The following is a 24544-nucleotide window of genomic DNA, read 5'->3' on the forward strand; positions in this document are numbered from 1 at the left end:
TTGTGATATTTTACAAGCGCTCTTATGTTCGGCTTCGCGCTGACGGCACTCTAGGGCGATCGGGGCGCGGACAAAAGCACAGGGCCTGCTCGACCATAGTCGAAGACAGGGCCGCGCCGGGGAGGCGACAGTGAAGATCACCGCAATCGAGACCCTCAAGACCGAGGAGTTCGCCAACGTCCTCTGGGTTCGGGTTCATACCGATGCCGGCATCATCGGCCTGGGCGAGACGTTCTATGGCGCTGCCTCGGTCGAGGCCCATCTGCACGACACGCTGGCGATGCGGCTCCTTGGCAAGAACCCCCTGCATATCGAGGCGCTGCACAAGGAGATGACCAATCTGCCGATGGCACAGGCTTCGACGGGCGCGGAATCGCGCGCGACCTCGGCCGTCGACATCGCGCTGTGGGACATCTTCGGTAAGGTCTGCGGCCAGCCGGTCCACCAGATGCTGGGTGGGCTGTGCCGCGATAAGCAGCGCATCTACAACACCTGCGCCGGCTACAATTATGTTCGCTCGCAGAACATCAAGCCGGTCTCGACCTGGAATCTCGGCGCGACCGAGGGCCCCTATGAGGATCTCGGCGGCTTCATGAACCGTGCCGACGAGGTTGCCGAAAGCCTGCTCGAAAGCGGCATCACCGCCATGAAGATCTGGCCCTTCGACCCGGCTGCCATCGAAAACCAGGGCCTGTTCATCACGCCCGACCAGATGCGTAAGGCCTGCGAGCCCTTCGAGAAGATCCGCAAGGCCGTCGGCGACAAGATCGAGATCATGGTCGAGTTCCACTCGCTCTGGAACCTGCCGACCGCGATCAAGATCGCGCGCGTGCTCGAGCAATACGAGCCATGCTGGTACGAAGACCCGATCCGGATGAACTCCCCGCAGGCGCTGGCGGAGTTCGCCCGCTCGACCACGGTTTCGGTGACGGCGAGCGAGACGCTGGGCTCGCGCTTTCCCTACAAGGACATGCTCGACCGCGACGCGATGCACATCGTGATGGCCGATCTCTGCTGGACAGGCGGGCTGACCGAAGGCCGCAAGATCGCGGCGATGGCCGAGACCTATCACCGCCCCTTCGCCCCGCATGACTGCATCGGCCCTGTCGGCTTCATCGCGGCGATCCACGCCTCCTTCAGCCAGCCCAACACGCTGATCCAGGAATCCGTGCGGGCCTTCTATACCGGCTGGTATAAGGAGCTCGTCACCGAGATGCCGCGGATCGAGGGCGGCTACGTCTATCCGATGGAGGCGCCGGGCCTCGGCGTCGAACTGCTCCCGGCGGTGTTCGAGCGTTCGGACCTGACCGTGCGCCGCTCCAGCCTGTGAGGACGAAGCCATGACCAACCCGCTGTTCGATCTCACCGGCCGCACGGCCCTCGTCACCGGCTCTTCGCGCGGGCTCGGCCGTGCCATGGCCGAAGGGCTCGCCCAAGCCGGCGCGCGCCTCCTCGTCAACGGCACCGATGCGTCCCGCGTCGATGCGGCGGTCAAGGAGATGCGCCAGGCCGGCTACGATGCCGATGCCGCCGCCTTCGACGTGACCTCCGAGGAGCAGGTCGTCGCCGCCTTCGACGGCTTCGACAAGGCCGGCATCGCCGTCGATATTCTTGTCAACAACGCCGGCATCCAGTTCCGCAAGCCGATGGTCGAGCTGGCGACGGCCGATTGGCAGCGCGTGATCGACACCAATCTGACCTCGGCCTTCGTCATCGGGCGCGAGGCCGCCAAACGCATGATCGCGCGCGGGCACGGCAAGGTCATCAACATCGGCTCGCTGACGTCAGCGCTCGCGCGCGCCACCGTCGCGCCCTATACGGTGGCCAAGGGCGGCATCAAGATGCTGACGCAGGCGATGGCGGCCGAGTGGGCCGAGCATGGCATCCAGGCCAATGCCATCGGGCCCGGCTACATGCTGACCGACATGAACGAGGCGCTGATCGCCAACCCGACCTTCGACGCCTGGGTCAAGGGCCGCACACCTTCGAAGCGCTGGGGCCGCCCGGAAGAGCTGATCGGCGCCGCCGTCTTCCTCGCCGCACCGGCCTCGAACTACGTCAACGGCCAGATCATCTATGTCGATGGCGGGATGCTCGCGGTCCTGTAGGCTCCAGACCGGTTCTCTCAGCCCTCATCATGAGGAGCGCCGCAGGCGCGTCTCGAAGGAGGGGCGAGCGATCTCCGGAGCCTCCCGGATCATCCTTTGAGACGGCCCTGACGGGCCTCCTCAGGATGAGGGCTTGTGCGGGATGGAAAGCAGCATCTCGGGACGGTAAAAGGCGGTACGAAGCCCTTACCGGAGGACACGAATGCCGCGCCCGCGTCTCGATGCGCTTGACCGCAGGATCATCGCCGAGCTGCAGATCAACTCGCGGCTCTCGGTGCAGGATCTGGCCGCGCGTGTCGGGCTCTCCGCCTCGCCTTGCGCGCGGCGCATCCGCATCCTCGAGGACGCCGGCGTCATCCAGGGCTATGCCGCGATCATCGACCAGACCAAGGTCGGGCTGCCGATCAGCGTCTTCGCCTCGGTTCGCCTGGAGCGCCAGCGCGAGGACGAACTCGACCGCTTTTCGCAGGCGGTCGCGCGCTGGCCGGAAGTGGTCGACTGCTACCTGATGACCGGCCAGCGCGATTATCTGATGCGCATCGTCGTGCGCGACCTGCCGGCCTATGAGCGCTTCCTCAAGGACAAGCTGACGCGGCTCGACGGCGTCGCCTCGATCGAGTCGAGCTTCGCGCTGGGGCAGGTCAAGCGCTCCAGCGCGCTGCCGATCGCGGCGTTGCCGGAGGACGATTAGCGATTTTCTGTTTTGCCTGAAGCGCGCCGTCGTCCCGGGCTTGACCCGGGACCCATTCCGAAACCTTACCGGTGACGCTCAGGAATGGATCCCGGATCTCCGCTTCGTTGCGTCCGGGATGACATCGTAAAATGTTCGGCGCGAGCAGAGTTAAAGCCGTGCCTTGACGCTGCGCGGCGTTGCCAGCAGCAGGCTGGTCTCACTGTTCGAGACACCCGGGATCATCCGGATGCGGCGCAAAACCTGATCGAAGGCGATCAGGTCCGACGTGCCCAGTTCCGCGACGAGGTCCCACTTCCCGTTGGTGGTGTGGACGCTGGACACCTCGCTGAAGCCTGAGAGCGCGGCGATCACCGCATCGGCCGCCCGTCCCACGATCTCGATCATGGTGATGCCCCGCACGGGCAGGTCGATCGCATCCGAGCGCAGGATCACAGTGAAGCCGACGATCTCGCCCGCTTTCTCCAGCTTCTCCAGCCGCGCCCGCACGGTCGCCCGCGTCAGCCCAAGGTCGGCGGCGAGGTCGGAAATGCTGCGCCGTCCGTCATGGCGCAGCAGCGTGATCAGCTTGCGGTCAGTCTCGTCGATCATTCGTATTGGATAATCCGTCTAACCAAATTGATCAAACGGCGCGGCAGATTGCGCGATCCGGCTTCTTTCGGCTGCCGCCGAAACCCGCTGCAATGGGTCTTTCAAATGCTCGCGCGAGGCTGCATGACCAATCCGCTCAACGTCGTGCCCTTCGTCAGCGTCGACGACATGATGAAGCTCGTCCACGCGATCGGCATCGAACGGATGCTGTCGGACATCGCGGACACGATCGAGGACGATTTCCGGCGTTGGGAGAGCTTCGACAAGACGCCGCGCATTGCCTCGCACAGCCTCGACGGCGTGATCGAGCTGATGCCGACCAGCGACGGCACGCTCTACGGCTTCAAATACGTCAACGGCCATCCCCGCAACATGAAAGCCGGCCTGCAGACGGTGACGGCCTTCGGGCTGCTCTCCGATGTCGCGACAGGCTATCCGGTGCTGCTCTCCGAGATGACCATCCTCACCGCCTTGCGCACGGCGGCGATGTCGGCGGTGGCGGCGCGATACCTCGCGCCCAAGAACGCGACGACCATGGCGCTGATCGGCAACGGCGCCCAGTCCGAATTCCAGGCTTTCGCCTTCCGCGCCCTGCTCGGCATCGAGAACCTCCGGCTCTACGATATCGACCCGGCCGCCACCGAGAAATGCGCCCGCAACCTCGCACGCCACGGTTATCGCATCACTCGCTGCGCCAGCGCGATGGAGTCGGTCGAGGGTGCCGGGATCATCACCACGGTGACGGCTGACAAGCAGCAGGCGACAATCCTGACCGATAACATGGTCGGCGCCGGCATCCACATCAACGCGGTCGGTGGCGACTGCCCGGGCAAGACCGAGATCCACCCCGACGTGCTGAGGCGCGCGGCGATCTTCGTGGAATATCCGCCGCAGACCCGCATCGAGGGCGATATCCAGCAGCTCGCGCCCGATCATCCGGTCGAGGAACTCTGGCAGGTGATCGCGGGGCGAAAGCCAGGGCGCACCGATCCCCGCCAGGTTACGCTGTTCGATTCGGTCGGCTTCGCGATCGAGGATTTCTCGGCGCTGCGCTATGTCCACGCGCGCATCCGCGAGGCCGGCACCTATGCCGAACTCGACCTGATCGCCGATCCCGACGATCCCCGCGATCTCTTCGGCATGCTGATGCGGGCGGCGCCGAACGTGATCGCCGCCGCCTGAACGCGGTCAGCGTCGCGCGAAGCGCTGCTCGCAGGCAAACAGGATCAGCATGGCGAGCCCGAGCCCGGCGCCGGTCAGCGCCGTCAGGTTCCAGCCGCCGGTATGGTAGGTGACCGTGCCGAGGACGGAGCCGAGTGCGCCGCCCATGAAGGTGATCGTCATATAGATCGCATTGGCCCGGCCGCGCACGGCGGCGGCGACCGAGAAGATCGCCCGCTGGCTGGTCACCTGATTGACCTGTACGGCAGCGTCGATCAGCACGACCAGCACCACGAGAACGGCAAGTGCCAGCGTCGCCACGGCCCAGTTGGAGCCGAGGAAGCACAAAGCCAGCGTCAGCATCGCTCCGGCCGTCGCCAGGCGCGAATGGCCGCGATCGGCGAGATGGCCCGCGAGCGGCGCCGCCAGCGCCCCGCCCGCGCCCGCCAGAGCAAAGAAGCCGATGCCGCGTTCCGTCAGCCCGAAGCGGTCGGCCAGCATCAGCGGCGCGGCTGTCCAAAGCATGTTGAAGCCCGCAAACATCAGCGCCTGATAGGCCGCGCGCCAGCGCAGGATCGGGATGTCGCGCAGCAGCCCAGCCATCGAGGCGAGGATCTGGCCGTAATGCAGCCCGCCCTGCGGCCGGTAGCGCGGCATCATCCGGGCAAGGCACGCGCCGATGACCACCATCAGGGCGGCCGAGGTCAGGAACACCGCGCGCCAGCCGAAGCTCGCGGCGATGAACAGGGCCGCGGGCCGCGCCAGCATGATGCCGGTGAGTAGCCCCGCCATCACCTTGCCGACGACGGCGCCGCGCCGCGCCTCGGGCGCCAGATGCGCCATCAGGGGCACGAGAACCTGTGCGCCGGTCGCCGACACCCCGATCAGGAAACTCGCGAGGAGGAACGGCGTGGCCGTGCCGGACAACGCGATGCCGATGAGGCCAAGCGTGGTCGCCGCCAGCGTCGAGAGCACCAGCGTCTTGTTCTCGACGAGATCAGCCAGCGAAACCAGGAAGAACAGGCCGGCGCCGTACCCAATCTGCGTGACGCTGACGATCGCCCCGGCGAGGTTGGGCGAGACGCCGATCTCCGGGCCGATCGCGGCGATCAGCGGCTGTGCGTAATAGAGATTGGCCACGAAAGCCCCCGTCGCGATCGCGACGATGGTGAGGAGCGGGCCGGAAAGCTGAGGCTGCGCAGGCGTCGCGGTAGCGGTCGACATGGTCGGCTCTTGGGATGCGAAGCCGGGGAGGGCATCTCGGCGGGGGTGGCAGTTTGGAGGCCGACAAAGGCCTTGTTGCAGAGCACAAATAACCCGGCCTGACCTTGCTGGAACCCCGGCGGTCGCGCGCCGGCCATGCATGGCGCGGGATTGTCAGGCTCTTCGGCAATCGGCACAGCCGTGAGGGAGAGGCGCAGGTAGGCGTCCGGAGGAAACGCCATGAGCTGGGGCAATCGCGATTTCATGGTGCCGGGGCGCTCGCTGGCGGTCGGCGAGCGCGGCATGGCCGCGACCTCGCATCCGGCAGCGACGCTGGCGGCGGTCGATATCCTGCGCGCGGGGGGTAACGCAGTCGATGCTGCGATCGCTGCGGTCGCGGTGCAGGCGGTGGTCGATCCGCATATGACCGGCATCGGCGGCGACTGCTTCGCGCTTTATGCACCGGCCGGCGGAAACATGGTCGCGCTGAACGGCTCAGGTCGCGCCCCGGCCAAGGCCGAGCTCGGCTGGTTCCTGGGGCAGGGCATGAGCGCCATTGCAGCGGACTCAGCCCATGCCGTCACCGTGCCCGGCGCGATCGATGCCTGGTGCCGGCTGATGGAAGATCATGGCAGCAAGAGCCTGGAGGAGGTCTTCGCTCCGGCGATCCGCGCGGCGGAGGAGGGCTTCGTGGTGACGCCGCGCGTCGCGCTCGACTGGGAGAAAAATCGCGGGCGCATCGAGAAGCACGGGCTCGGCAATGCGGTCTATCTGCCCGGCGGCAAGGCCCCTGCGGTCGGCGACAAGATGGTCCATCCCGCGCTCGGCAAAACATTGCGCCGCATCGCGCGCGAAGGCCGTGCCGCCTTCTACGAAGGCGAGCTCGCCGAGGAGATCGTCGCGGTGTTGAACGGCGCCGGCAGCCTGATGGCGGTCGAGGATCTCGCCGCGACCAAGGCCGATAAGGTCGAGCCAATCGGCGCCGATTATCGCGACCACAGGCTCTGGGAGTGTCCGCCGAACGGACAGGGCATCGCCGCGTTGCTGATCACCCGTATCCTCGCCGGTTTCGACCTGAGCGACGACAGGCTCAGCGAAGCCGACCGCATCCACATCCTCGCCGAGGCGACCAAGGCCGGCTATCGTCAGCGCGACGCGCTGGTCGCCGACCCGGCGGTCAGCCCCTTCGACACCGAGCGCTTCCTGTCCGACGCGTTCGTCGGGCGGCTGCGTGCGGAGATCAGCCTGGAGCGTGCCGCCGCGCCCGAAACCTTCGACATGCCATTGCACAAGGACACGATCTATCTCTGCGTCGTCGACCGCGACGGCAACATGATCTCCTTCATCAATTCGCTGTTCTCAGGCTTCGGCAGCGGCATTTATGCCGCGAAATCGGGCGTCATGCTGCAAAACCGTGGCTCGGGCTTCCGCCTTCTGGAAGAGCACCCCAACGCGATCGCGCCGCGCAAGCGCCCCTTCCATACCATCATCCCCGGCATGCTGGCGAAGGACGGCCGCGCCATCATGCCGCTGGGCGTGATGGGCGGGCAATACCAGGCGACAGGCCACGCCCACTTCATCTCGGGCATTCTGGACCGTGGTCTCGACCCGCAGCAGGCGAGCGACGCCCCGCGCAGCTTTGCCTATGACGGCAAGCTCACGCTGGAGACGACGATCGCCGAAAGCGTCGCAGCCGACCTGAAGGCGCGCGGCCACGACGTCGTCTGGTCGCAGGAGGCGATCGGTGGCTGCCAGGCGATCTGGGTCGACCATGCCCGCGGCGTGATGTTCGGCGCCTCTGACCACCGCAAGGACGGGATGGCGCTGGCGGTGTGAAATCACCCGTCGTTCTCGGGCGACCGCAGGGAGACCCGAGAATCTCAGGGCGGTGAGGCGCCAGAGCCTCCTCTGGAGAAAGATGCTCGGGTCAAGCCCGAGCATGACGAGCTCTTGACGGCTCAAACAGCCCCAATCGCGTTCGAAGGCGTGCGCCGGTCGGTGATCTCCTGGCCGAACAGGCTGCCGGCCAGCTCCACGGCGAGCCGCGCGGTCTGGCCGCGATCGTCGAGGAAGGGGTTGAGCTCGACGATGTCCATCGACGCCACCAGCCCGGAATCGTGCAGCAGCTCCATCACGAGATGGGCCTCGCGATAGGTCGCCCCGCCCGGCACGGTGGTGCCGACGCCGGGCGCCAGCGGCGGGTCGAGAAAATCGACGTCGAACGAAACATGCAGCACCCCGTTCGCGGCGCGCACCTTCTCGATCACCTGCCGGATCAGCACGCCGACGCCATGCTCGTCGATGGCCCGCATGTCGGCGATGTCGATGCCGCGCGCCTTCACCGCCGCCTTTTCCTGCGGGTCGATCGAGCGGATGCCGAAGAGGCTGAGCTGCGCCGGAGTGATCGAGGCGCGGGGCTCCGAGCCCAGCAGCGCGTCGAGCCCGGTTTCGCCGCAGAGAAAGGCCGAGGACATGCCGTGCATGTTCCCCGATGGCGAGATCGCCGGCATGTTGAAATCGGCATGCGCATCGAGCCACAGCACGAACAGCGGGCGGCCCTGCTCCTGCCAGTGGCGCGCGACGCCGTTGACCGAGCCCATCGACAGGCTGTGGTCGCCGCCGAGAAAGATCGGTATCGCCCCCGACTTCGCGATCTCGTAGGCGCGGGCGCTGAGCGCGCGCATCCAGGCTGCGATCTCGTTGTAGAAGCGGGCGTTCTCCGGCGCCGGACCATCGACCGCCGTCAGGTCGCGCGGCAGGATGTCGCCATGGTCCTCGACCGTATAGCCGAGGCTTTCCAGCACCTGTGCGAGGCCCGCCGTGCGCAGGCCGGCCGGGCCCATCAGTGCGCCCCGCTGGGAGGCCCCGACCTCGATCGGCGCGCCCAGCAAGGCGATCCGACCCGCGGTGCCAGGGATTGCGGTGGCGGGGATTGCGGTGGCCGGGATGGTGGCGGCGGGGGAACTCATGGCGTCGCAAATCCTGAAACGGAGGCTGGTCGGCCGCCGTCATTGGCCGAGCGCGCCGGCCTTGTCGAGGGCTGCGACGGCAACCCTGCAGTGCTCCAAGGCTTTAGCCTGCGCTACTCAAACGCTCAGGCGGCTTCGCGCAAGGCGATCTCCAGCGGCGCGAGCGTGACACGGCCCGCGCGGATGGTCGCGAGCGTGTTGCAGGGGAGCGCGCGCCAGCATTCGCGCGCGGCGTCGACCGGCTCGGATGCCACGACCACGCTATCGGACTTTTCGCACACATAGAGGCTCGGCGGCTTGGCGTCGGACGACCAGCGCACGGCGTGAATGGCCTCGCCATCGGCCAGCGCGGCGGCGCAGCGCAGCGGCTCTCGCGTGCCGGAGCGGGCCATCAGCGAGAGCGTCTCGCTGATGGCTGCGGCCATCGCGGCACCGGGCGCCAGCCCGTTTTCGAGATGGGCAAGGATGAGCAGGAACAGCGCCTCGGAATCGGTCGTGCCGGCGCGCGCGCCATAAAGCGCGTCAGGGATCAGCGCCTCGAGCTTGCGACGGATCTCGTTATACCCGCCGATCTGGCCGTTATGCATGAACATGTAGCGGCCATGGACGAAGGGGTGGCAGTTCGCCCGCGTCGTCGCCGTGCCGGTCGCCGCCCGCACATGCGCGAAGAACAGAGGCGAGCGCACCTGTCGCGCGATGGAGAGCAGGTTCTCGTCCGACCAGGCCGGCCTGACCTCGCGATACTGCCCGGGCTCTGGCTTCTCGCCATACCAGCCGATGCCGAACCCGTCGCCATTCGTCCCCGTCTTCGCTTCTTCGGCATGGAGCGACTGGTGGATGAGCGAATGGCAGGGCGAGGCGACGAAGTCGTCGAGGAAAACCGGCACACCGGAATAAGCGAGAAAGCGGCACATGGCAGGCTCGATCTGGAGGCTCGAATCGGCCGTTACGGGATCAACCGGAGAAGTTTGTTCTCCAATGCTGAACGGGAACATAACAGATATTCTCCGGGCCGCCTCATCATCCTCGGCGGGTCACCCTGATAAGGTCATTCTGGCGCGCGCCCGCCGGGCCGATCTGCGGCACGCTTCCGCCCAATGGATAAGGCCGTACCCGTCTTGCGTGCATAGGGCCGCTCCTATACCGATCCAGCCCTTAAAGGGCGCATAAACGAATGCTCGCCCCGGCATGACCGGGCCAGAGCGTCGCGACGGGAGCGGGAACGTGAAGGGCCTTCTAGCCATCAGCCGCGTGATCGACGCGGTCAACAGCCAGATCGGCAAGAAGATCGCCTGGCTGATCCTGGCCGCCGTCATCGTCGCGACGGTCAACGCGATCGTCCGAAAGGTCTTCAACTGGTCGTCGAACTCCTTCCTCGAACTGCAATGGATGCTGTTCGGGGCGGTCTTCCTGATGTGCGCTTCCTGGACGATGCAGGTGAAGGAGCACATCCGCATCGACATCGTGAACAGCATGCTGCCGAAGCGCGTCCGGCAATGCATCGAACTGCTTGGCCATGTGCTGTTCCTGATGCCGTTCTGCCTGCTGATCGTCTATCATTCCTGGCCGTTCTTCCTGCGCTCCTATGAGATCAACGAGCAGTCGCTCTCGGCCGGCGGCCTGCCGCAATGGCCGGCCAAAGGCCTCGTGATCGTCGGCTTCCTGATGCTGACCTTCCAGGGCGTGTCCGAGATCATCAAGACGGTCGCGATCATGCGTGGCGATCTGGAGGATGACGAGGCGGTGGCGGGCCATGCCGCCGCTGCCGAAGCCGAGGCGCAACGCCTCCTCGATCAGGCCAAGCAGCAGGGCCTGGTCTCGTGAACCGCCCGCGAGACGTCCGGAAACCCGCCATGACCTTGCTCCGCTCCTCGCGCGTCGTCATGCTGCTGACGCTGACGGTTCTTGCCTTCTTCAGCCTGCACACCGGGGATGCCTTCGCGGCCGGCGGCGGCTTGGGCGATTTCCTGCGCGTCAACATGGCGCCGGTGATGTTCGCCACGCTCGTCTTGTTCCTGCTGCTGGGTTATCCGGTCGCCTTCGCGCTGGCCGCCAACGGACTGCTCTTCGCGATCGTCGGCATCGAGCTCGGCCTGTTTCAGGAGAACTTCCTGCAGGCGCTGCCGGAACGCATCTACGGCACGATGAACAACGACGTGCTGCTGGCGATCCCGTTCTTCACCTTCATGGGCCTCGTGCTCGAGCGCTCCGGCATGGCGGAGGATCTGCTCGACACCATCGGCCAGCTCTTCGGCCCCGTGCGCGGCGGCCTCGCCTATGCCGTGATCTTCGTCGGCGCGCTGCTGGCGGCCACGACCGGCGTTGTCGCGGCCTCCGTGATCTCGATGGGCTTGATTTCGCTGCCGATCATGCTGCGCTACGGCTATGACCGGCGCCTGGCTTCCGGCGTCATCGCGGCGTCGGGCACGTTGGCGCAGATCATTCCGCCCTCGCTCGTCCTGATCGTGCTGGCCGACCAGCTCGGCCGCTCGGTTGGGGACATGTATGAGGGCGCCTTCATCCCCGGCCTGGTGCTCTCGGGGCTCTATGCAGTCTACGTTTTCATCATCACGATGATCGCGCCCGGCCGCGCGCCCGGCCTGCCGCCGGAGGCGCAGACCCTGCGCGATGCTGACGGGCAGACGCGCAGGCGCTCGCTGCTGGTGGTGACGATCATCTCGTTTGCGGTCGCCTACGCCTATATGAAGCTCTTCACCAAGGTTGCGGCCGGGTCCGATTTCGTCGTGCTGACGATGTCGATCGCGGTCGGCGTCTCCTTCGTGATCGCGCTGGTCAACAAGGCCCTGGGCCTCAACCTGCTCTCGCGCATGGCCGAGCAGGTCGTGTTCGTGATGGTGCCGCCGCTGGCGCTGATCTTCCTCGTGCTCGGCACGATCTTCATCGGCGTGGCGACCCCGACCGAAGGCGGCGCCATGGGCGCGGCCGGCGCGATCCTGCTCGCCTGGGGCAAGCGCCGAATGACCTTCGACCTGCTGAAGCAGGCGGTCGAATCCACCGCCAAACTCTCCGCCTTCGTGCTGTTCATTCTGGTTGGCGCGCGCGTCTTCTCGCTGACCTTCTACGGCGTCAACGGCCATGTCTGGGTCGAGCATTTGCTCATCGGCCTGCCGGGCGGCGCGACGGGCTTCCTGATCGTCGTCAACATCATGGTCTTCCTGCTGGCGTTCTTCCTCGACTTCTTCGAGCTCGCCTTCATCATCGTGCCGCTGCTCGGGCCGGCGGCGGAGAAGCTCGGCATCGATCTGATCTGGTTCGGCGTCATCCTCGGCGTGAACATGCAGACGAGCTTCATGCACCCGCCCTTCGGTTTCGCGTTGTTCTTCCTGCGCTCGGTCGCGCCGAAGAACCCCTATCGCGATCGGGTCACCGGCCGGATGATGGAGCCCGTCACCACCGGCCAGATCTACTGGGGTGCGGTGCCCTTCGTGGTCATCCAGTGCATCATGGTGGCGATGGTGGTGCTGTTCCCGCAGATGGTGATGCACTACAAGGCATCGGCCATTCAGCTCGACCAGAAGGCGATCGACAAGCAGTTCGAGCAGATCCAGATCCCCGGAATCGGCGGACCAGGCGGCTTCGACTTCAGCGCGCCGCCGACCTTCGAGGCGCCGAAGCCTTGATCTTGGCGAGAAGAGATCAGCCCTCATCCTGAGGAGCGCCGTCAGGCGCGTTTCGAAGGATGGGCCAGCTGGTTGCGGAACCTCCTGAAACGCCCTTCGAGACGCCATCCCTGCGGAATGGCTCCTCAGGACGAGGGCTTGTCCATACAGCAAGCGGTCTAGGCGAGGAGCGGAATGGCAAAGCGGCTGACAACATTCGCTCTAGCGGTAAGCCTTGCCATAGTGCCGGGCGCGGCGTGGGCGGCCGGCGATATCGGTGGCGCGACGATGGGCGTGGCCTGGGCCTTGCCCTTCGCCGGCATGCTGCTCTCGATCGCGCTCGGGCCGATCCTGTTCCATCATCTCTGGGAGCGGCACTACGGCAAGTTCGCCGCCTTCTGGGCGCTGCTGTTGCTGGTGCCGCTCGTGCTGCTGCGCGGGGCAGATGCATCGCTTGGCGCGGTGCTGCACACCGCGCTGCTCGAATACCTGCCCTTCATCATCCTTCTGTTCTCGCTGTTCACGATTGCCGGCGGCATCCTGATCACCGGAAACCTGCACGGATCGCCGGCGACCAACACCGTCATCCTCGCCATTGGCACGGTGATGGCGAGCATCGTCGGCACCACCGGTGCCTCGATGATCCTGATCCGGCCGCTGCTGCGCGCCAATGACGAGCGTCGCCACAACGTTCATGTCGTCGTGTTCTTCATCTTCCTGGTCTCGAACATTGGGGGGTCGCTGACGCCGCTCGGCGACCCGCCGCTCTTCCTCGGCTTCCTGCGCGGGGTCGACTTCTTCTGGACGACGACGCACCTGCTGCCGGAGACGGGCTTTGCCGTCCTCGTCCTGCTTCCGCTGTTCTATGCGCTCGACAGCTGGCTTTACCACCGCGACGACAGCCGGCCGAAGCTGCAGGACCCGACGCTCGATCGCGACCTCAAGCTCTGGGGCAAGGTCAACATCCCGCTGCTCGGCGGGGTGATCGCAGCGATCCTGCTCTCCGCCAATTGGAAACCGGGTGTCGTCTTCGATATCCACGGCGTTCATGTCGAGCTGCAGAATCTCGCGCGCGATGGGCTCCTGTTGGGGCTGGCCGCGCTGTCGCTTTGGCTGACGCCCAAGCAAGTGCGCGCCGGAAACGAGTTTTCGTGGGGCCCGATCCTCGAAGTCGCCAAGCTTTTCGCCGGCATCTTCATCTGCATCATTCCGGTGCTGGCGATGCTGCAGGCCGGGCGTGATGGCGCCTTTTCAGGCCTCGTCGCGATGGTCAATCGCACCGATGGCAGCCATGACACGGTCGCCTATTTCTGGCTGACCGGCATCCTGTCGTCCTTCCTCGACAACGCCCCGACCTATCTCGTTTTCTTCGAGCTGGCCGGCGGCAATGCCAGGGATTTGATGACAACAGGTGCGCTGACGCTGGCGGCGATCTCGGCCGGCGCGGTCTTCATGGGCGCCAACACCTATATCGGCAACGCCCCGAACTTCATGGTCTACGCCATCGCCAAGGACCGGAAGGTGAAGATGCCGAGCTTCTTCGGCTACATGCTCTGGTCAGGCGGCATCCTGATCCCGCTGTTTATCGTGCAGACGCTGCTGTTCTTCCGGTAAGGGCCACGCCGTCATGGTCGGGCTTGTCCCGGCCATCCACGTCTTCGTCCGGCGAGAGCGGTGTTCAAGACGTGGATGCTCGCCACAAGGGCGAGCATGACGGACGGCGCCGATCGCCGGGTCAAGCCCGACCATGACGCCCTTCTCAGGGCCTCCCGACTGGCACGCCGTCCCTGATCTTCGCCGAAAACTCCGGATCGTCGGGTGACAGCGTGCGCGCCCGTTCGCTGATGCGGGAGAGCCGCGTCAGCTCGGCCAGCGGAATGTCCTGCCGCAGCGCGCCGATCTGCTGGAGATAGCCTGCGAGATAGCCCGACAGCAGCACGCGCGGATCGAGCGGCAGCGAGAATTTCCACTCCGGCGCCACCTGCCCGACAAGGTGGAAAACCACCGTCGTGCAGTTGGTCGTCAGCGTGTTGTACCAGCGCGGCTGGTCGGCGAGGTCGTTGATGTCCTTGGCGTAGGCCAGCAGCAGGTCGCGCGACTGGGCCGGCGAAGCGCTGAGGCGATAGAGCCGCGTATCCTCGCCTCTCGCATCGGTGCGCAGCGCCACGATGTCGCGCTCGTCGGCGGCGACATAAGCCATCTCATAGCTGCGGAAGAAGCCGGCCAGCGCCGAATACTCCTCGCCCTTCTCGCGCCTGATCTCGACCGAGAAGGTCAGCGGCGGCTGGTCGGAAAAGGTGAAGGAGACCAGCAGATGGGCGATCGCCTCGGCTGTCCAGTAGCTCAGGAAAATGTCCGTGCCTTCGAGCTTGGCGAGATCGTAGCGGCGCGTCTCCCAGCGCTGGTCGTAATCCTGCTCCGTGCGCCAGCGGAAGTTCCGCAGGTTCGTGACGGTGAAGGTGTCGCCTTCGCGCGCGATCGTCGGCAGATGGGCGAGTTCGGGGATCCAGTCGCGCTCATGCGAGGGTTTGATCCCGTTCCACCAGCCGAGCAGCGAGACGAACAGCACGGCGAAGCCGAGCGGCAGCCGGGCGTCCTGCGTCCACAGTCCCACGAGCCCGGCCACCCCGGCCAGGCCGAAGGCCAGCGCGGCTGCTACGCCGACCGCACCCGGCAGGCGGAAATACAGCAAGCCCGAGCCCCACAATGTGGTGCCGAGGATCAGGAGCCCGAGGACAAGGTTCAGCAAGACGACAAAGAAGCGGCTCATCGCCGCCTCGCCTGGTACGATTTCCGAATCTTCGGGATCAAGCCGGGAGCGAGCTCGATGGCGCCGCCGCCTTCACCGCATCGTCGACATGCGCCTCGAACTTGGCGAAGTTCTCGGCGAACATCGCGGTCAGGTTCTTGGCCGTCTCGGCGAAGGCAGCTTTATCCTGCCAGGTCTTCACCGGGTAGAGGATATGCGGCTCGACGCCTGGCACCGAGGTCGGCACCGCGAAGCCGAAATACGGATCGCGGCGGAAATCGGCGCGGTTGAGCGAGCCGTCGAGCGCGGCCGAGAGCAGCCGGCGGGTGACGCGGATCGGCATGCGCCGGCCGACGCCGTAGATGCCGCCGGTCCAGCCCGTGTTCACCAGCCAGCAATCGACATGATGCTTGGCGATGAAATCGCGCAGCAGATTGGCGTATTCGGAGGGGTGCCGCGGCAGGAAAGGCGAGCCGAAGCAGGTCGAGAATTCCGGCGTCACGCCGGTCAGCCCGCGCTCGGTGCCGGCGACCTTGGCGGTGTAGCCGGAGAGGAAGTGGTACATCGCTTCGGCCGGCGTCAGCTTGGCGATCGGCGGCATCACGCCGAAGGCGTCGGCGGTGAGCATCACGATGTTCTTCGGGATGCCGGCGCGGCCGGTGCGCGAGGCATTGGGGATGAAGTCGAGCGGATAGGCCGAGCGCGTGTTCTCCGTCTTGCTCTCGTCGTCGAAATCGACCTCGCGGGTGAACTCGTCCATCACCGTGTTCTCGAGCACCGTGCCGAAGCGCAGCGATGCCGCGTGGATCTGCGGCTCGGCCTCGGCCGAGAGGCGGATGGTCTTGGCGTAGCAGCCGCCCTCGAAATTGAAGATGCCTTCCTTCGACCAGCCATGCTCGTCATCGCCGATCAGCGTGCGCTCGGGGTCGGCCGAGAGCGTCGTCTTGCCGGTGCCGGAGAGGCCGAAGAAGATCGCCGGATCGTTGTTGGGGCCGACATTGGCCGAGCAGTGCATCGGCACGACGCCCTTGGTCGGCAGCACGTAGTTCAGATAGGTGAAGACCGATTTCTTCATCTCGCCGGCATAGGCCGAGCCGCCGATCAGCACGATCTTGCGGGTGAAATCGATCGCGACGACCGTCTCGCTGCGGCAGCCATGGCGGGCGGGGTCGGCCTTGAAGCTCGGCAGGTCGACGATCGTCATCTCGGGGACGTAGGCGTCGAGATCAGCCCGCTCCGGGCGGATCAGCAGGTTGCGGATGAACAGCGAGTGCCAGGCCATCTCGGTGTAGACCCGAGCCTTGACGCGGTGGGCAGGGTCGGCGCCGCCATACAGATCCTGCGCGAACAGCTCCTTGCCTTCGGCATGCCTGAGAAAATCGGCCAGCAGCGTCTCGAATTGCTCCGGTTTGATGGAATTGTTGTTCTCCCACCAGACGGTGCCCTCGGTCAGCGCGTCGCGCACCGTGAACTTGTCCTTGGGCGAACGGCCGGTATGGCTGCCGGTATCGGCGCAGAGCGCGCCGCCGCGCGCTAGCTCGGATTCGCCCCGGCGCAGGGACTCCTCATAAAGCTGCGGCGCTTCCAGGTTCCAGTGCACGGCCGCGAGCTTGTCGAAGCCGAAGCTCTCGGAGCCCTTGGCGGCGTTGAACTGACCGATATTCTTCACTGATAACCTCCGGATGCCGGCCCCTCCCGATCGGGCCGGAAATCGTTATGGATGCGTCGTGCCCTTTACGAGCATCGACATAAGGCGCGGTCTTGTTGCCTTGAGCGGGTGTTTAGGGCGTGGCGGCTCCCGGCTCAAGCCATTGAAATCACGAAAACTGTCTGCGCCTCGGCTAAATCGTTTGAATTGTCGGGCGCTATTGAATGCTAGCGCTCGGGATTGTGCGGTCGCGCGCCAGGGACGCAGCGGGCTGTTTCGCCCATCGTAGCGAGCATGGTTCGCAGCATCGCCGGCTCGCAAACCTTTTCGGGAAAGCGCAGCCGGCCGGTGTCGTCGCCATTGACGAGGTCGAGCCCTTCCGGATCGAGCCCCGTCGCCTTCCAGCGCCCGGCGGAAAGGCCCAGAAGCCGCGTGGCGAAAAGCGCGAGCGCCTCGGCGTGATCGGCATTCAGATGCGCCAGCGCCTCGTCCTCGGCCAGGATGAGAGGTTCGCAGCCGGCGAGGTCGAGCAACACCTCCTCGGGCGCGATCGCGCCAGCCCGGGCGAAGCCCCCATTGGGATGCAGGCCCAGCACAGCGACCCGATACAGCGCGAAATCGGGAAAGTCGGCATAGAGCTTCGCCTTGGGATGGCGGCTCAGGAAGCGGCGCCGGGCGTTCGCATCCCCGCAGCGTTCGGTCCGGCCGACGACGGAAAGCCGTGCGGAATTCGCCAGCGGGTCGCCCTTGCCGAGCGAGGAGACCAGCAGGGAAACCCGCGCATCGGCCTCGATGTTGCGGGTGTGCAGGGAGAGCTGAGAGGCCAGGAAGAGCGGGCTTCCATCGACATCGGTCGCGACGTTCGTCAGCGTCGCCAGCGAAAACCGCTTTGCGGATCCAGGGTCGCGAGCGCCGCGATGCGCGCCGTCCGCAGGACCTGCCGAGCCATCGCGACCGGGTCGAACGTGGCGGGCGCACTGCCGCCGAGTTCGAGACCGCGCGGGGTGATGGCGGAGGGCATCGCGGCTTGCGTCATCGATTCCGTCGCCGGAGACTGCGCGAAATCGGCGTTTCGCGAACAGTTGCGGTGCTTGAACGTTCAGCCATAGCGGAACCGCCCAGACCTCGCTAGATTGCTGCCATGCTTTGGCCGCTCTCGCAGGGGAGTGGAGATATTTTATTGCTGCAAGAACAAGAGACATAACTCTTATGCCAACGATTGCGCTGGTCGACGACGACCGTAACATCCTGACCTCGGTGTCCATCGCGCTCGAAGCCGAGGGTTACCGGATCATGACCTACACCGACGGTGCCTCGGCTCTCGACGGGCTGAAGCAGAACCCGCCCGACCTCGCGATCTTCGACATCAAGATGCCGCGCATGGACGGCATGGAGCTGCTGCGCCGCCTGCGCCAGAAGTCGGACCTCCCGGTGATCTTCCTGACCTCGAAGGACGAGGAGATCGACGAGCTGTTCGGTCTGAAAATGGGCGCCGACGATTTTATCCGGAAGCCGTTTTCCCAGCGTCTGTTGGTCGAGCGCGTCAAGGCGATCCTGCGCCGCGCCGGCGCCAAGGATCCGACCGCCGCCCCCCGGACCGAGGACGCCAAGGCGCTGGAGCGCGGCCTGCTGCGCATGGACCCGGAGCGCCACACCTGCACCTGGAAGGGTGAGCCGGTGGTGCTGACGGTGACCGAGTTCCTGATCCTGCAGTCTCTGGCGCAGCGCCCCGGTGTGGTGAAGAGCCGCAACGCGCTGATGGATGCGGCCTATGACGACGAGGTCTATGTGGACGACCGCACCATCGACAGCCACATCAAGCGCCTGCGCAAGAAGTTCAATCAGGTCGATGTGGACTTCGACATGATCGAGACGCTCTACGGCGTCGGCTATCGCTTCAAGGAAGCCTGAAGCGGGCCGAAACGCCTGGAGGCGACGGTCGCGCCGGGTAGACGGAACCGGCCGGAGATGGCGTAACCGCGGACGATGGCAACGATCGACGATGAAGCCCGGCCGGCTCAGTCCGGCAAGCGTCTAGGCGGCGGCCCCGGCAAGCGGCTCGCGCTGGCGGGGCGAAGGCTGGGCCGCGCCATTTCCTCGCGCGCCGCCTCCAGCCTGACGCGCCGTATCCTCGTCCTCAACCTCGGCGGCCTTTTTGCCCTGCTCGTCGGCTTTCTCTACCTCAATCAATTTCGCGAGGGCCTGATCGAGGCCCGGGTCCAGAGCCTGCTGACGCAAGGTGAGATTATCGCGGGCGCGATCGCGGCCTCCGCCACGGTCGATACGGACGCCATCACGATCGATCCCGACAAGCTGCTGCAGATGCAGGCCGGCGAGAGCGCCGGCATCGCCGAGGATCCGCTCGATTTCTCGATCAATCCGGAGAAGGTGGCGCCGCTGCTGCGCCGGCTGGTCACGCCGACCAAGACCCGCGCCCGCGTCTACGACAAGGACGGGATGCTGACGATCGATTCCCGCAGCCTCTATTCGCGCGGCGAGGTTTTGCGGCTCGATCTCCCCCGCGTCGGCGAACCCGACGAGCCGCCTCTGCTCGAGCGCACCTGGAACATGCTGCGCAACAAGCTCGGCCGCGCCGACGTGCCGGCCTATGACGATTTCGAGAACGCAAACGGCCGCTCCTACCCGGAGGTCGCGCGCGCGCTGTCGGGGACGCCGGCCAGCGTGGTGCGGGTCAATACGCGTGGCCAGACCATCGTCTCGGTCGCGGTACCGGTGCAGCGCTTCCGGGCGATCAAGGGCGCGCTGCTGCTCTCCACGCAAGGCGGGGACATCGACGCGGTCATCGCCTCCGAGCGCTTCGCCATCTTCCAGGTCTTCGCTGTCGCCGCCGGCGTGATGATCGTGCTGTCGGTGCTGCTCGCCGGGACGATCGCCGAGCCGATCCGCAAGCTCGCCGATGCGGCTCAACGCGTGAGGCGCGGGGTGAAGTCGCGCGAGCAGATCCCCGATTTCGGCAGCCGCCACGACGAGATCGGCCACCTGTCCGGCTCGCTGCGCGACATGACGAAGGCGCTCTACAGCCGCATCGAGGCGATCGAGAGCTTCGCCGCCGACGTGGCCCATGAGCTGAAGAATCCGCTGACCTCGCTGCGCAGCGCGGTCGAGACCCTGCCGCGCGCCAGGAACGAGGAGTCCCGCGGGCGGCTGATGGCGGTGATCCAGCACGATGTCCGGCGCCTGGACCGGTTGATCTCCGATATCTCGGACGCCTCGCGCCTCGACGCGGAACTGGCCCGCAACGATTCCGCCCCGGTCGATGTCGCGCAGGTGCTGGAGACGGTGACGACGGTGCAGAACGAGACACGGCGCGAAGGCCAGCCCCGGATCGAGCTCTCGGCCGAGCGCCGCAGCCAGCGGGCGGGCGACGACGCCTTCCTCGTGCTCGGGCACGATTCCCGCATCGGTCAGGTGCTGGTCAACCTGATCGACAACGCGCGCTCCTTCTCGCCGGCGGACAAGCCGGTCAAGGTCACCCTCTCGCGCGTCGCCAACGACGTTCTGGTCACGGTCGAGGACGAAGGACCGGGCATCGAGCCGCATGCGCTGGAGCGCATCTTCGAGCGCTTCTACACCGACCGGCCCAATGAGGGTTTCGGCCAGAATTCGGGCCTCGGCCTATCGATCTCGCGCCAGATCGTCGAGGCGCATCGCGGCTCGATCCGGGCCGAAAACAGGCTCGGCGCCGAGGGGCCGGACGGCGAGCCCGAACGACTGGGAGCCCGCTTCATCGTCTGCCTGCCGGCCGCCTATACTCATGCTGCCTGACCTCATGCCTCGCGTCGAAAACCGCCAGCGCGTCCATGGGACGGCGCTCGTCATCGGCGAAGCCGGTATCCTGATCCGGGGGCCCTCCGGCACCGGCAAATCGACCTTGGCTCTGGTTTTGATCGGGCTTGCGGCCCAGGCCGGCCGGTTCGCTCGCCTGGTCGGCGATGACAGGGTCGAACTCGCGGCGATGGCGGGCCGGCTTGTCGTCCGCCCCGTCGCCCCGCTGGAAGGCGTCGTCGAGCGGCGCGGCCTTGGCCTCACGCCCGAGCCCTCGACGCCGGCCGCGACCGTGAGGCTCGTCGTCGATCTGCTCGGCGAGGCGCCTGTTCGGATGCCCGAGCCCGAAGACCTCGTCGACAATCTCTGCGGGATCGACCTGCCGCGTCTGCGGGTCGCGGGTCGGGCCGGCGACGAGCGGCTCGTGCTGGCCGCGCTCGATTTATTCACGGAAGCCGGCTGATCGTCGCGTTTTCGACATCTTCGTCGGCAACCGGCTTGCGATTGTCTCGCACCTGCCGCATAAACCGCGACCTTGTCCGGGCGCCGTGCGCGCTCTCCGGTGATGGATTGAATGATCGGACTGGTCCTCGTGACTCATGGGCATCTGGCGACGGAGTTCCGCGCCGCGCTCGAACACGTCGTCGGCCCACAGGCCAATCTCGCGACGATCGCCATTGCTCCCGATGACGACATGGAGAGCCGGCGGCGGGATATCATCATGGCGGTCGAGCAGGTCGAGACCGGCCGCGGCGTCGTGATCCTCACCGACATGTTCGGCGGCACGCCCTCCAATCTGGCGATCTCTGTGATGGAGCCAGGCCGTATCGACGTCGTCGCCGGCGTCAATTTGCCGATGCTGATCAAGCTTGCCAGCGTGCGCGAGGAAAAGACCCTCGACGAAGCGGTGACCGCCGCGCAGGATGCAGGCCGCAAATACATCACCGTCGCCAGCCGCGTGCTGGCCGGGAAATAGGGGTGAGCGCGACGGGCATGGACGGGACGGGTGGCATGGACGAGGATTGCGGCTGCCCCGAAACCGAGATCCCGCCGGGCGCCCTTCATCGCAATTTCGAGATCGTCAACAGGAAGGGCCTGCACGCCCGCGCGACGGCGAAGTTCGTGCAATGCGCCGCGCGTTTCGAGGCCGACATCACGGTCAGCCGTTGCGGCGAGACCGTCGGCGCCACCTCGATCATGGGCGTGCTGACGTTGGGCGCCGGCATCGGCTCCACCATCACCATCGCCGCCAAGGGCGCGGATGCCGCTGAAGCGCTCGACGCGCTCGGCGCCCTGATCGCCGATCGCTTCGGTGAGGGCGAGTAGGCGAAGAATGCAGCGATGGCGCGCCGGATCGTTAAGGTGATTCCTGGCGCCGCCTCGTTGCCTGTGGTGCTGCGCTTCTTCTTCGTCCTGTTTCGAGGAACCTGTCCTTCCAGTGGCCGTCAATGCCGGACCGACTGATCTATAGCGCTCATGCCGAGATCATGCTGGCGGAGCGCGGCATCGAACGGGACTGGGTCAAGCGTACGGTGCTGGAGCCGCAATTTCGGGAGAACGACCCGACTTACCCTGACAGGCAGCGTGTCTTTCGCGCGCTGCCCGAGCGCGACGGTCGTGTGCTGCGTGTGGTATACACTATGGTCGGCGATGAATTTCGCATCATCACACTGTTTCTCGACCGAGGTCGCAGACGATGAAAAGTCATTACGACGCAGACACTGACTCGCTCTATCTGCGCTTCGCGGAAGCCGCCGTCAGTGAAAGCGAAGAGGTGCGGCCCGGCGTGGTCTTCGACTTCGATGCCGATGGAAGGATTGTGGCCGTCGAAATTCTCGATGCATCCTCGCATCTTGCCCAAGGTGCCCAACTCGATCGGTTGACGGCTGCGTGAGCATTTTGGAACGGGTTTACGCGCTGCCCATGATGATGGCCGGGCTAATCTGCGCCATCACGGTCGCCGCGTCGGCCGCTTCGCCGGCGCCGGCCAAGCGTAGCTGGGCGGAGGAGAAATGCGTCCGCTACGGCAAGGGCTGGGAGCAGGCGCTCACGCGCTACGGCCGCGAGGGGCTGGGCCCGGATTTCCTGGCGCGGCACGCGGCCTTCCTCGCTTCGGGCTGTTCTGGAGCGCACGATGTCTGTGCCCGCTCGCCGCAGGAACTGAAGATGGCGAATACGATGGTGATCGTGGCGATGAATGCGGGCATGGCGAGCACCTTCCCGCCTTTCGCTTGCCGGACATGACGCAGGGCGCTGTCTCGCAGGAGATATAAAGACATCTTTATATCTTTGATTGCGCGGAGCGGCCGAGGCTGCTAAAGACGCGCCATCATTAAAAGACAGCGTCGGAGAGCCTCGTGTCGGATTACATCGTCAAGGACATTGCGCTTGCGGATTACGGCCGCAAGGAAATCAACATGGCTCAGGACGAGATGCCGGGCCTGATGGCGATCCGCGAGGAGCACAAGGGCAAGAACCCCCTCAAGGGCGCGCGCGTCGCCGGCTGCCTGCACATGACCATCCAGACCGCGGTGCTGATCGAGACGCTGACGGAACTCGGCGCCGATGTGCGCTGGTCCTCGTGCAACATCTTCTCGACCCAGGACCATGCCGCCGCCGCGATCGCAGCGACCGGCGTTCCCGTCTTCGCCATCAAGGGCGAGACGCTGGAGGAATACTGGGAATACGTGCTGAAGACCGCGACCTGGGGCGATGGCGGCACGCCCAACATGATCCTCGACGATGGTGGCGATCTCACCATGCTGATCATCCTCGGCGCCGAGGCCGAAGCCGGCAAGACCGAGTTCCTCGACAAGCCCGGCAATGAGGAAGAGACCATCTTCTTCAAGCTGATCAAGCGTCAGCTTCAGGACAATCCGGGCTGGTTCACCAAGACCCGCGACGCGATCAAGGGCGTCTCCGAGGAGACCACCACCGGCGTCCACCGCCTCTATGAGTTGGCCAAGGCCTCGCGCCTGCCGTTCCCGGCGATCAACGTCAACGACAGCGTCACCAAGTCGAAGTTCGACAACCTCTATGGTTGCCGCGAGTCGCTGGTCGACGCCATCCGCCGTGGCACGGACGTGATGATGTCCGGCAAGGTCGCGGTCGTTGCCGGCTATGGCGACGTCGGCAAGGGCTCCTCGGCCTCGCTGCGCCAGGCCGGCTGCCGCGTCCTCGTCACCGAAGTCGATCCGATCTGCGCGCTGCAGGCGGCGATGGAAGGCTACGAGGTCGTGACGATGGATGAAGCTGCCCCGCGCGGCGACATCTTCTGCACCGCGACAGGCAATCTCGATGTCATCACGGTCGACCACATGCGCGCGATGAAGCACCGCGCCATCGTCTGCAACATCGGCCACTTCGATTCCGAGATCCAGGTCGCCGGCCTGAAGAACTTCAAGTGGGACAACGTCAAACCGCAGGTCGACGAGATCGAATTCCCCGACGGCAAGCGCATCATCCTGCTGTCGGAAGGCCGCCTCGTGAACCTCGGCAACGCCACGGGTCATCCGTCCTTCGTGATGTCCTGTTCGTTCTCGAACCAGACGCTGGCCCAGATCGAGCTCTGGAACCACCACGCGAAATACGAGAGCAAGGTCTACACCCTGCCCAAGCATCTCGATGAGAAGGTCGCCGCGCTCCACCTTGCCAAGGTCGGCGCCAAGCTGACCGTGCTGAACGACCAGCAGGCCAAATATATCGGCGTGCCGCAGACCGGCCCTTTCAAGCCCGAGCATTACCGCTACTGAACGTCGTCCCTCCCGACGATTTGGAAAGCCCGGCGCAAGCCGGGCTTTTTTATGCGCTGGAATGTCGATTTATTAGGGCTGTGACATACCACTAATGGTGCTGCGGCGAGGGTCCGAATCTAGAGATTGAGGATCTATGCATCTTGTCTCCGGCATAGGAAAATAGCCTCCGTTTACCTCCGATTAAGCACTTCCTGACGGAGTCGAGCGGTGATTACAGTGGGGCTGATTCGGGGCGCTGCGCGGCACGCATGGCCCGGTCGAAG

Annotated in this window: 24 protein-coding genes; 17 read left to right on the top strand and 7 right to left on the bottom strand. The window is 65.7% G+C overall.

Annotated elements, in window-relative coordinates; genetic code table 11:
- The first annotated feature begins 130 nt into the window (after window positions 1–130).
- From AC1DR6_RS14010 to AC1DR6_RS14020, 3 genes are all read left to right on the top strand, one after another.
- Window positions 131–1330, top strand: coding sequence for a mandelate racemase/muconate lactonizing enzyme family protein (locus AC1DR6_RS14010; protein ID WP_476829852.1), 1200 nt, complete (start codon window positions 131–133; stop codon window positions 1328–1330).
- A gap of 10 nt (window positions 1331–1340) precedes the next feature.
- Entirely contained in the window at window positions 1341–2108 is a 768-nt protein-coding gene (locus AC1DR6_RS14015; RefSeq protein WP_476829853.1) for an SDR family oxidoreductase, read from the top strand.
- A gap of 202 nt (window positions 2109–2310) precedes the next feature.
- Window positions 2311–2799 carry an Lrp/AsnC family transcriptional regulator gene (locus tag AC1DR6_RS14020; RefSeq protein ID WP_476829854.1) on the top strand — a complete coding sequence of 163 codons (489 nt, stop codon included), beginning with the start codon at window positions 2311–2313 and terminating at the stop codon, window positions 2797–2799.
- 150 nt (window positions 2800–2949) lie between these two features.
- Here AC1DR6_RS14020 and AC1DR6_RS14025 read toward each other — a convergent pair whose 3' ends face one another.
- Window positions 2950–3387, bottom strand: a complete 438-nt coding sequence (locus tag AC1DR6_RS14025) for an Lrp/AsnC family transcriptional regulator (RefSeq protein ID WP_476829971.1) — start codon at window positions 3385–3387, stop codon at window positions 2950–2952.
- 126 nt (window positions 3388–3513) lie between these two features.
- Between AC1DR6_RS14025 and AC1DR6_RS14030 the strand changes: the two genes are divergently transcribed.
- Window positions 3514–4572 (top strand): ornithine cyclodeaminase, encoded by a 1059-nt coding sequence (locus AC1DR6_RS14030; RefSeq protein ID WP_476829855.1) that lies wholly within the window; start codon window positions 3514–3516, stop codon window positions 4570–4572.
- A gap of 6 nt (window positions 4573–4578) precedes the next feature.
- Here AC1DR6_RS14030 and AC1DR6_RS14035 read toward each other — a convergent pair whose 3' ends face one another.
- Window positions 4579–5775: an MFS transporter gene (locus AC1DR6_RS14035; RefSeq protein ID WP_476829856.1), complete on the bottom strand. Its 1197-nt coding sequence runs from the start codon at window positions 5773–5775 to the stop codon at window positions 4579–4581.
- 219 nt (window positions 5776–5994) lie between these two features.
- Here AC1DR6_RS14035 and ggt point away from each other — a divergent pair, with 219 nt between their 5' ends.
- Window positions 5995–7590, top strand: a complete 1596-nt coding sequence (gene ggt, locus AC1DR6_RS14040; protein WP_476829857.1) for a gamma-glutamyltransferase — start codon at window positions 5995–5997, stop codon at window positions 7588–7590.
- Window positions 7591–7712: 122 nt separating this feature from the next.
- On the opposite strand, the gene rocF is transcribed toward ggt, so the two are convergent.
- On the bottom strand, window positions 7713–8723 hold the full coding sequence (gene rocF, locus AC1DR6_RS14045) for an arginase (protein ID WP_476829858.1): 1011 nt from the start codon (window positions 8721–8723) through the stop codon (window positions 7713–7715).
- A 125-nt stretch (window positions 8724–8848) separates the two neighbouring features.
- Entirely contained in the window at window positions 8849–9637 is a 789-nt protein-coding gene (locus AC1DR6_RS14050) for a class II glutamine amidotransferase (RefSeq protein ID WP_476829859.1), read from the bottom strand.
- 310 nt (window positions 9638–9947) lie between these two features.
- On the opposite strand from AC1DR6_RS14050, the gene AC1DR6_RS14055 reads away from it, so the two are divergent.
- The 3 genes from AC1DR6_RS14055 to AC1DR6_RS14065 all read left to right on the top strand — a co-directional run bounded on the left by AC1DR6_RS14055 (window position 9948) and on the right by AC1DR6_RS14065 (window position 13957).
- Window positions 9948–10547 carry a TRAP transporter small permease subunit gene (locus tag AC1DR6_RS14055; RefSeq protein ID WP_476829860.1) on the top strand — a complete coding sequence of 200 codons (600 nt, stop codon included), beginning with the start codon at window positions 9948–9950 and terminating at the stop codon, window positions 10545–10547.
- Window positions 10548–10702: 155 nt separating this feature from the next.
- Window positions 10703–12364, top strand: coding sequence for a TRAP transporter large permease (locus tag AC1DR6_RS14060; RefSeq protein ID WP_476829972.1), 1662 nt, complete (start codon window positions 10703–10705; stop codon window positions 12362–12364).
- A 174-nt stretch (window positions 12365–12538) separates the two neighbouring features.
- Window positions 12539–13957 carry a sodium:proton antiporter gene (locus AC1DR6_RS14065; protein ID WP_476829861.1) on the top strand — a complete coding sequence of 473 codons (1419 nt, stop codon included), beginning with the start codon at window positions 12539–12541 and terminating at the stop codon, window positions 13955–13957.
- A gap of 145 nt (window positions 13958–14102) precedes the next feature.
- Here AC1DR6_RS14065 and AC1DR6_RS14070 read toward each other — a convergent pair whose 3' ends face one another.
- From AC1DR6_RS14070 to AC1DR6_RS14080, 3 genes are all read right to left on the bottom strand, one after another.
- Window positions 14103–15113 carry an Lnb N-terminal periplasmic domain-containing protein gene (locus AC1DR6_RS14070; RefSeq protein ID WP_476829862.1) on the bottom strand — a complete coding sequence of 337 codons (1011 nt, stop codon included), beginning with the start codon at window positions 15111–15113 and terminating at the stop codon, window positions 14103–14105.
- Between the two features lie 37 nt (window positions 15114–15150).
- On the bottom strand, window positions 15151–16761 hold the full coding sequence (locus tag AC1DR6_RS14075) for a phosphoenolpyruvate carboxykinase (protein WP_476829863.1): 1611 nt from the start codon (window positions 16759–16761) through the stop codon (window positions 15151–15153).
- Window positions 16762–16967: 206 nt separating this feature from the next.
- The gene (locus AC1DR6_RS14080; RefSeq protein WP_476829864.1) at window positions 16968–17942 is read right to left on the bottom strand and encodes a HugZ family pyridoxamine 5'-phosphate oxidase; all 975 of its coding nucleotides are present in this window, start codon (window positions 17940–17942) and stop codon (window positions 16968–16970) included.
- Between the two features lie 7 nt (window positions 17943–17949).
- Between AC1DR6_RS14080 and AC1DR6_RS14085 the strand changes: the two genes are divergently transcribed.
- From AC1DR6_RS14085 to ahcY, 9 genes are all read left to right on the top strand, one after another.
- A complete protein-coding gene (locus AC1DR6_RS14085; RefSeq protein WP_476829865.1) occupies window positions 17950–18651 on the top strand; it encodes a response regulator transcription factor in 702 nt (233 codons plus the stop codon).
- A gap of 75 nt (window positions 18652–18726) precedes the next feature.
- Entirely contained in the window at window positions 18727–20526 is a 1800-nt protein-coding gene (locus tag AC1DR6_RS14090) for a stimulus-sensing domain-containing protein (protein WP_476829866.1), read from the top strand.
- Between the two features lie 4 nt (window positions 20527–20530).
- Window positions 20531–20989, top strand: coding sequence for an HPr kinase/phosphorylase (locus AC1DR6_RS14095; RefSeq protein WP_476829867.1), 459 nt, complete (start codon window positions 20531–20533; stop codon window positions 20987–20989).
- 111 nt (window positions 20990–21100) lie between these two features.
- Window positions 21101–21502 (top strand): PTS sugar transporter subunit IIA, encoded by a 402-nt coding sequence (locus tag AC1DR6_RS14100; protein ID WP_476829868.1) that lies wholly within the window; start codon window positions 21101–21103, stop codon window positions 21500–21502.
- Between the two features lie 35 nt (window positions 21503–21537).
- The gene (locus tag AC1DR6_RS14105; protein WP_476829973.1) at window positions 21538–21852 is read left to right on the top strand and encodes an HPr family phosphocarrier protein; all 315 of its coding nucleotides are present in this window, start codon (window positions 21538–21540) and stop codon (window positions 21850–21852) included.
- 122 nt (window positions 21853–21974) lie between these two features.
- On the top strand, window positions 21975–22226 hold the full coding sequence (locus tag AC1DR6_RS14110; RefSeq protein ID WP_476829869.1) for a DUF4258 domain-containing protein: 252 nt from the start codon (window positions 21975–21977) through the stop codon (window positions 22224–22226).
- Window positions 22223–22420, top strand: coding sequence for a DUF2283 domain-containing protein (locus tag AC1DR6_RS14115; RefSeq protein ID WP_476829870.1), 198 nt, complete (start codon window positions 22223–22225; stop codon window positions 22418–22420). Before AC1DR6_RS14110 ends, AC1DR6_RS14115 begins: the two co-directional genes overlap by 4 nt.
- Window positions 22417–22770 (top strand): hypothetical protein, encoded by a 354-nt coding sequence (locus AC1DR6_RS14120; protein WP_476829871.1) that lies wholly within the window; start codon window positions 22417–22419, stop codon window positions 22768–22770. The genes AC1DR6_RS14115 and AC1DR6_RS14120 overlap by 4 nt, the downstream gene beginning before the upstream one ends.
- Before the next feature lie 113 nt (window positions 22771–22883).
- Window positions 22884–24278, top strand: a complete 1395-nt coding sequence (gene ahcY / locus AC1DR6_RS14125) for an adenosylhomocysteinase (protein ID WP_476829872.1) — start codon at window positions 22884–22886, stop codon at window positions 24276–24278.
- Window positions 24279–24544: the final 266 nt, after the last annotated feature.

The sequence above is a fragment of the Allobosea sp. P5_A5 genome (assembly GCF_056400625.1).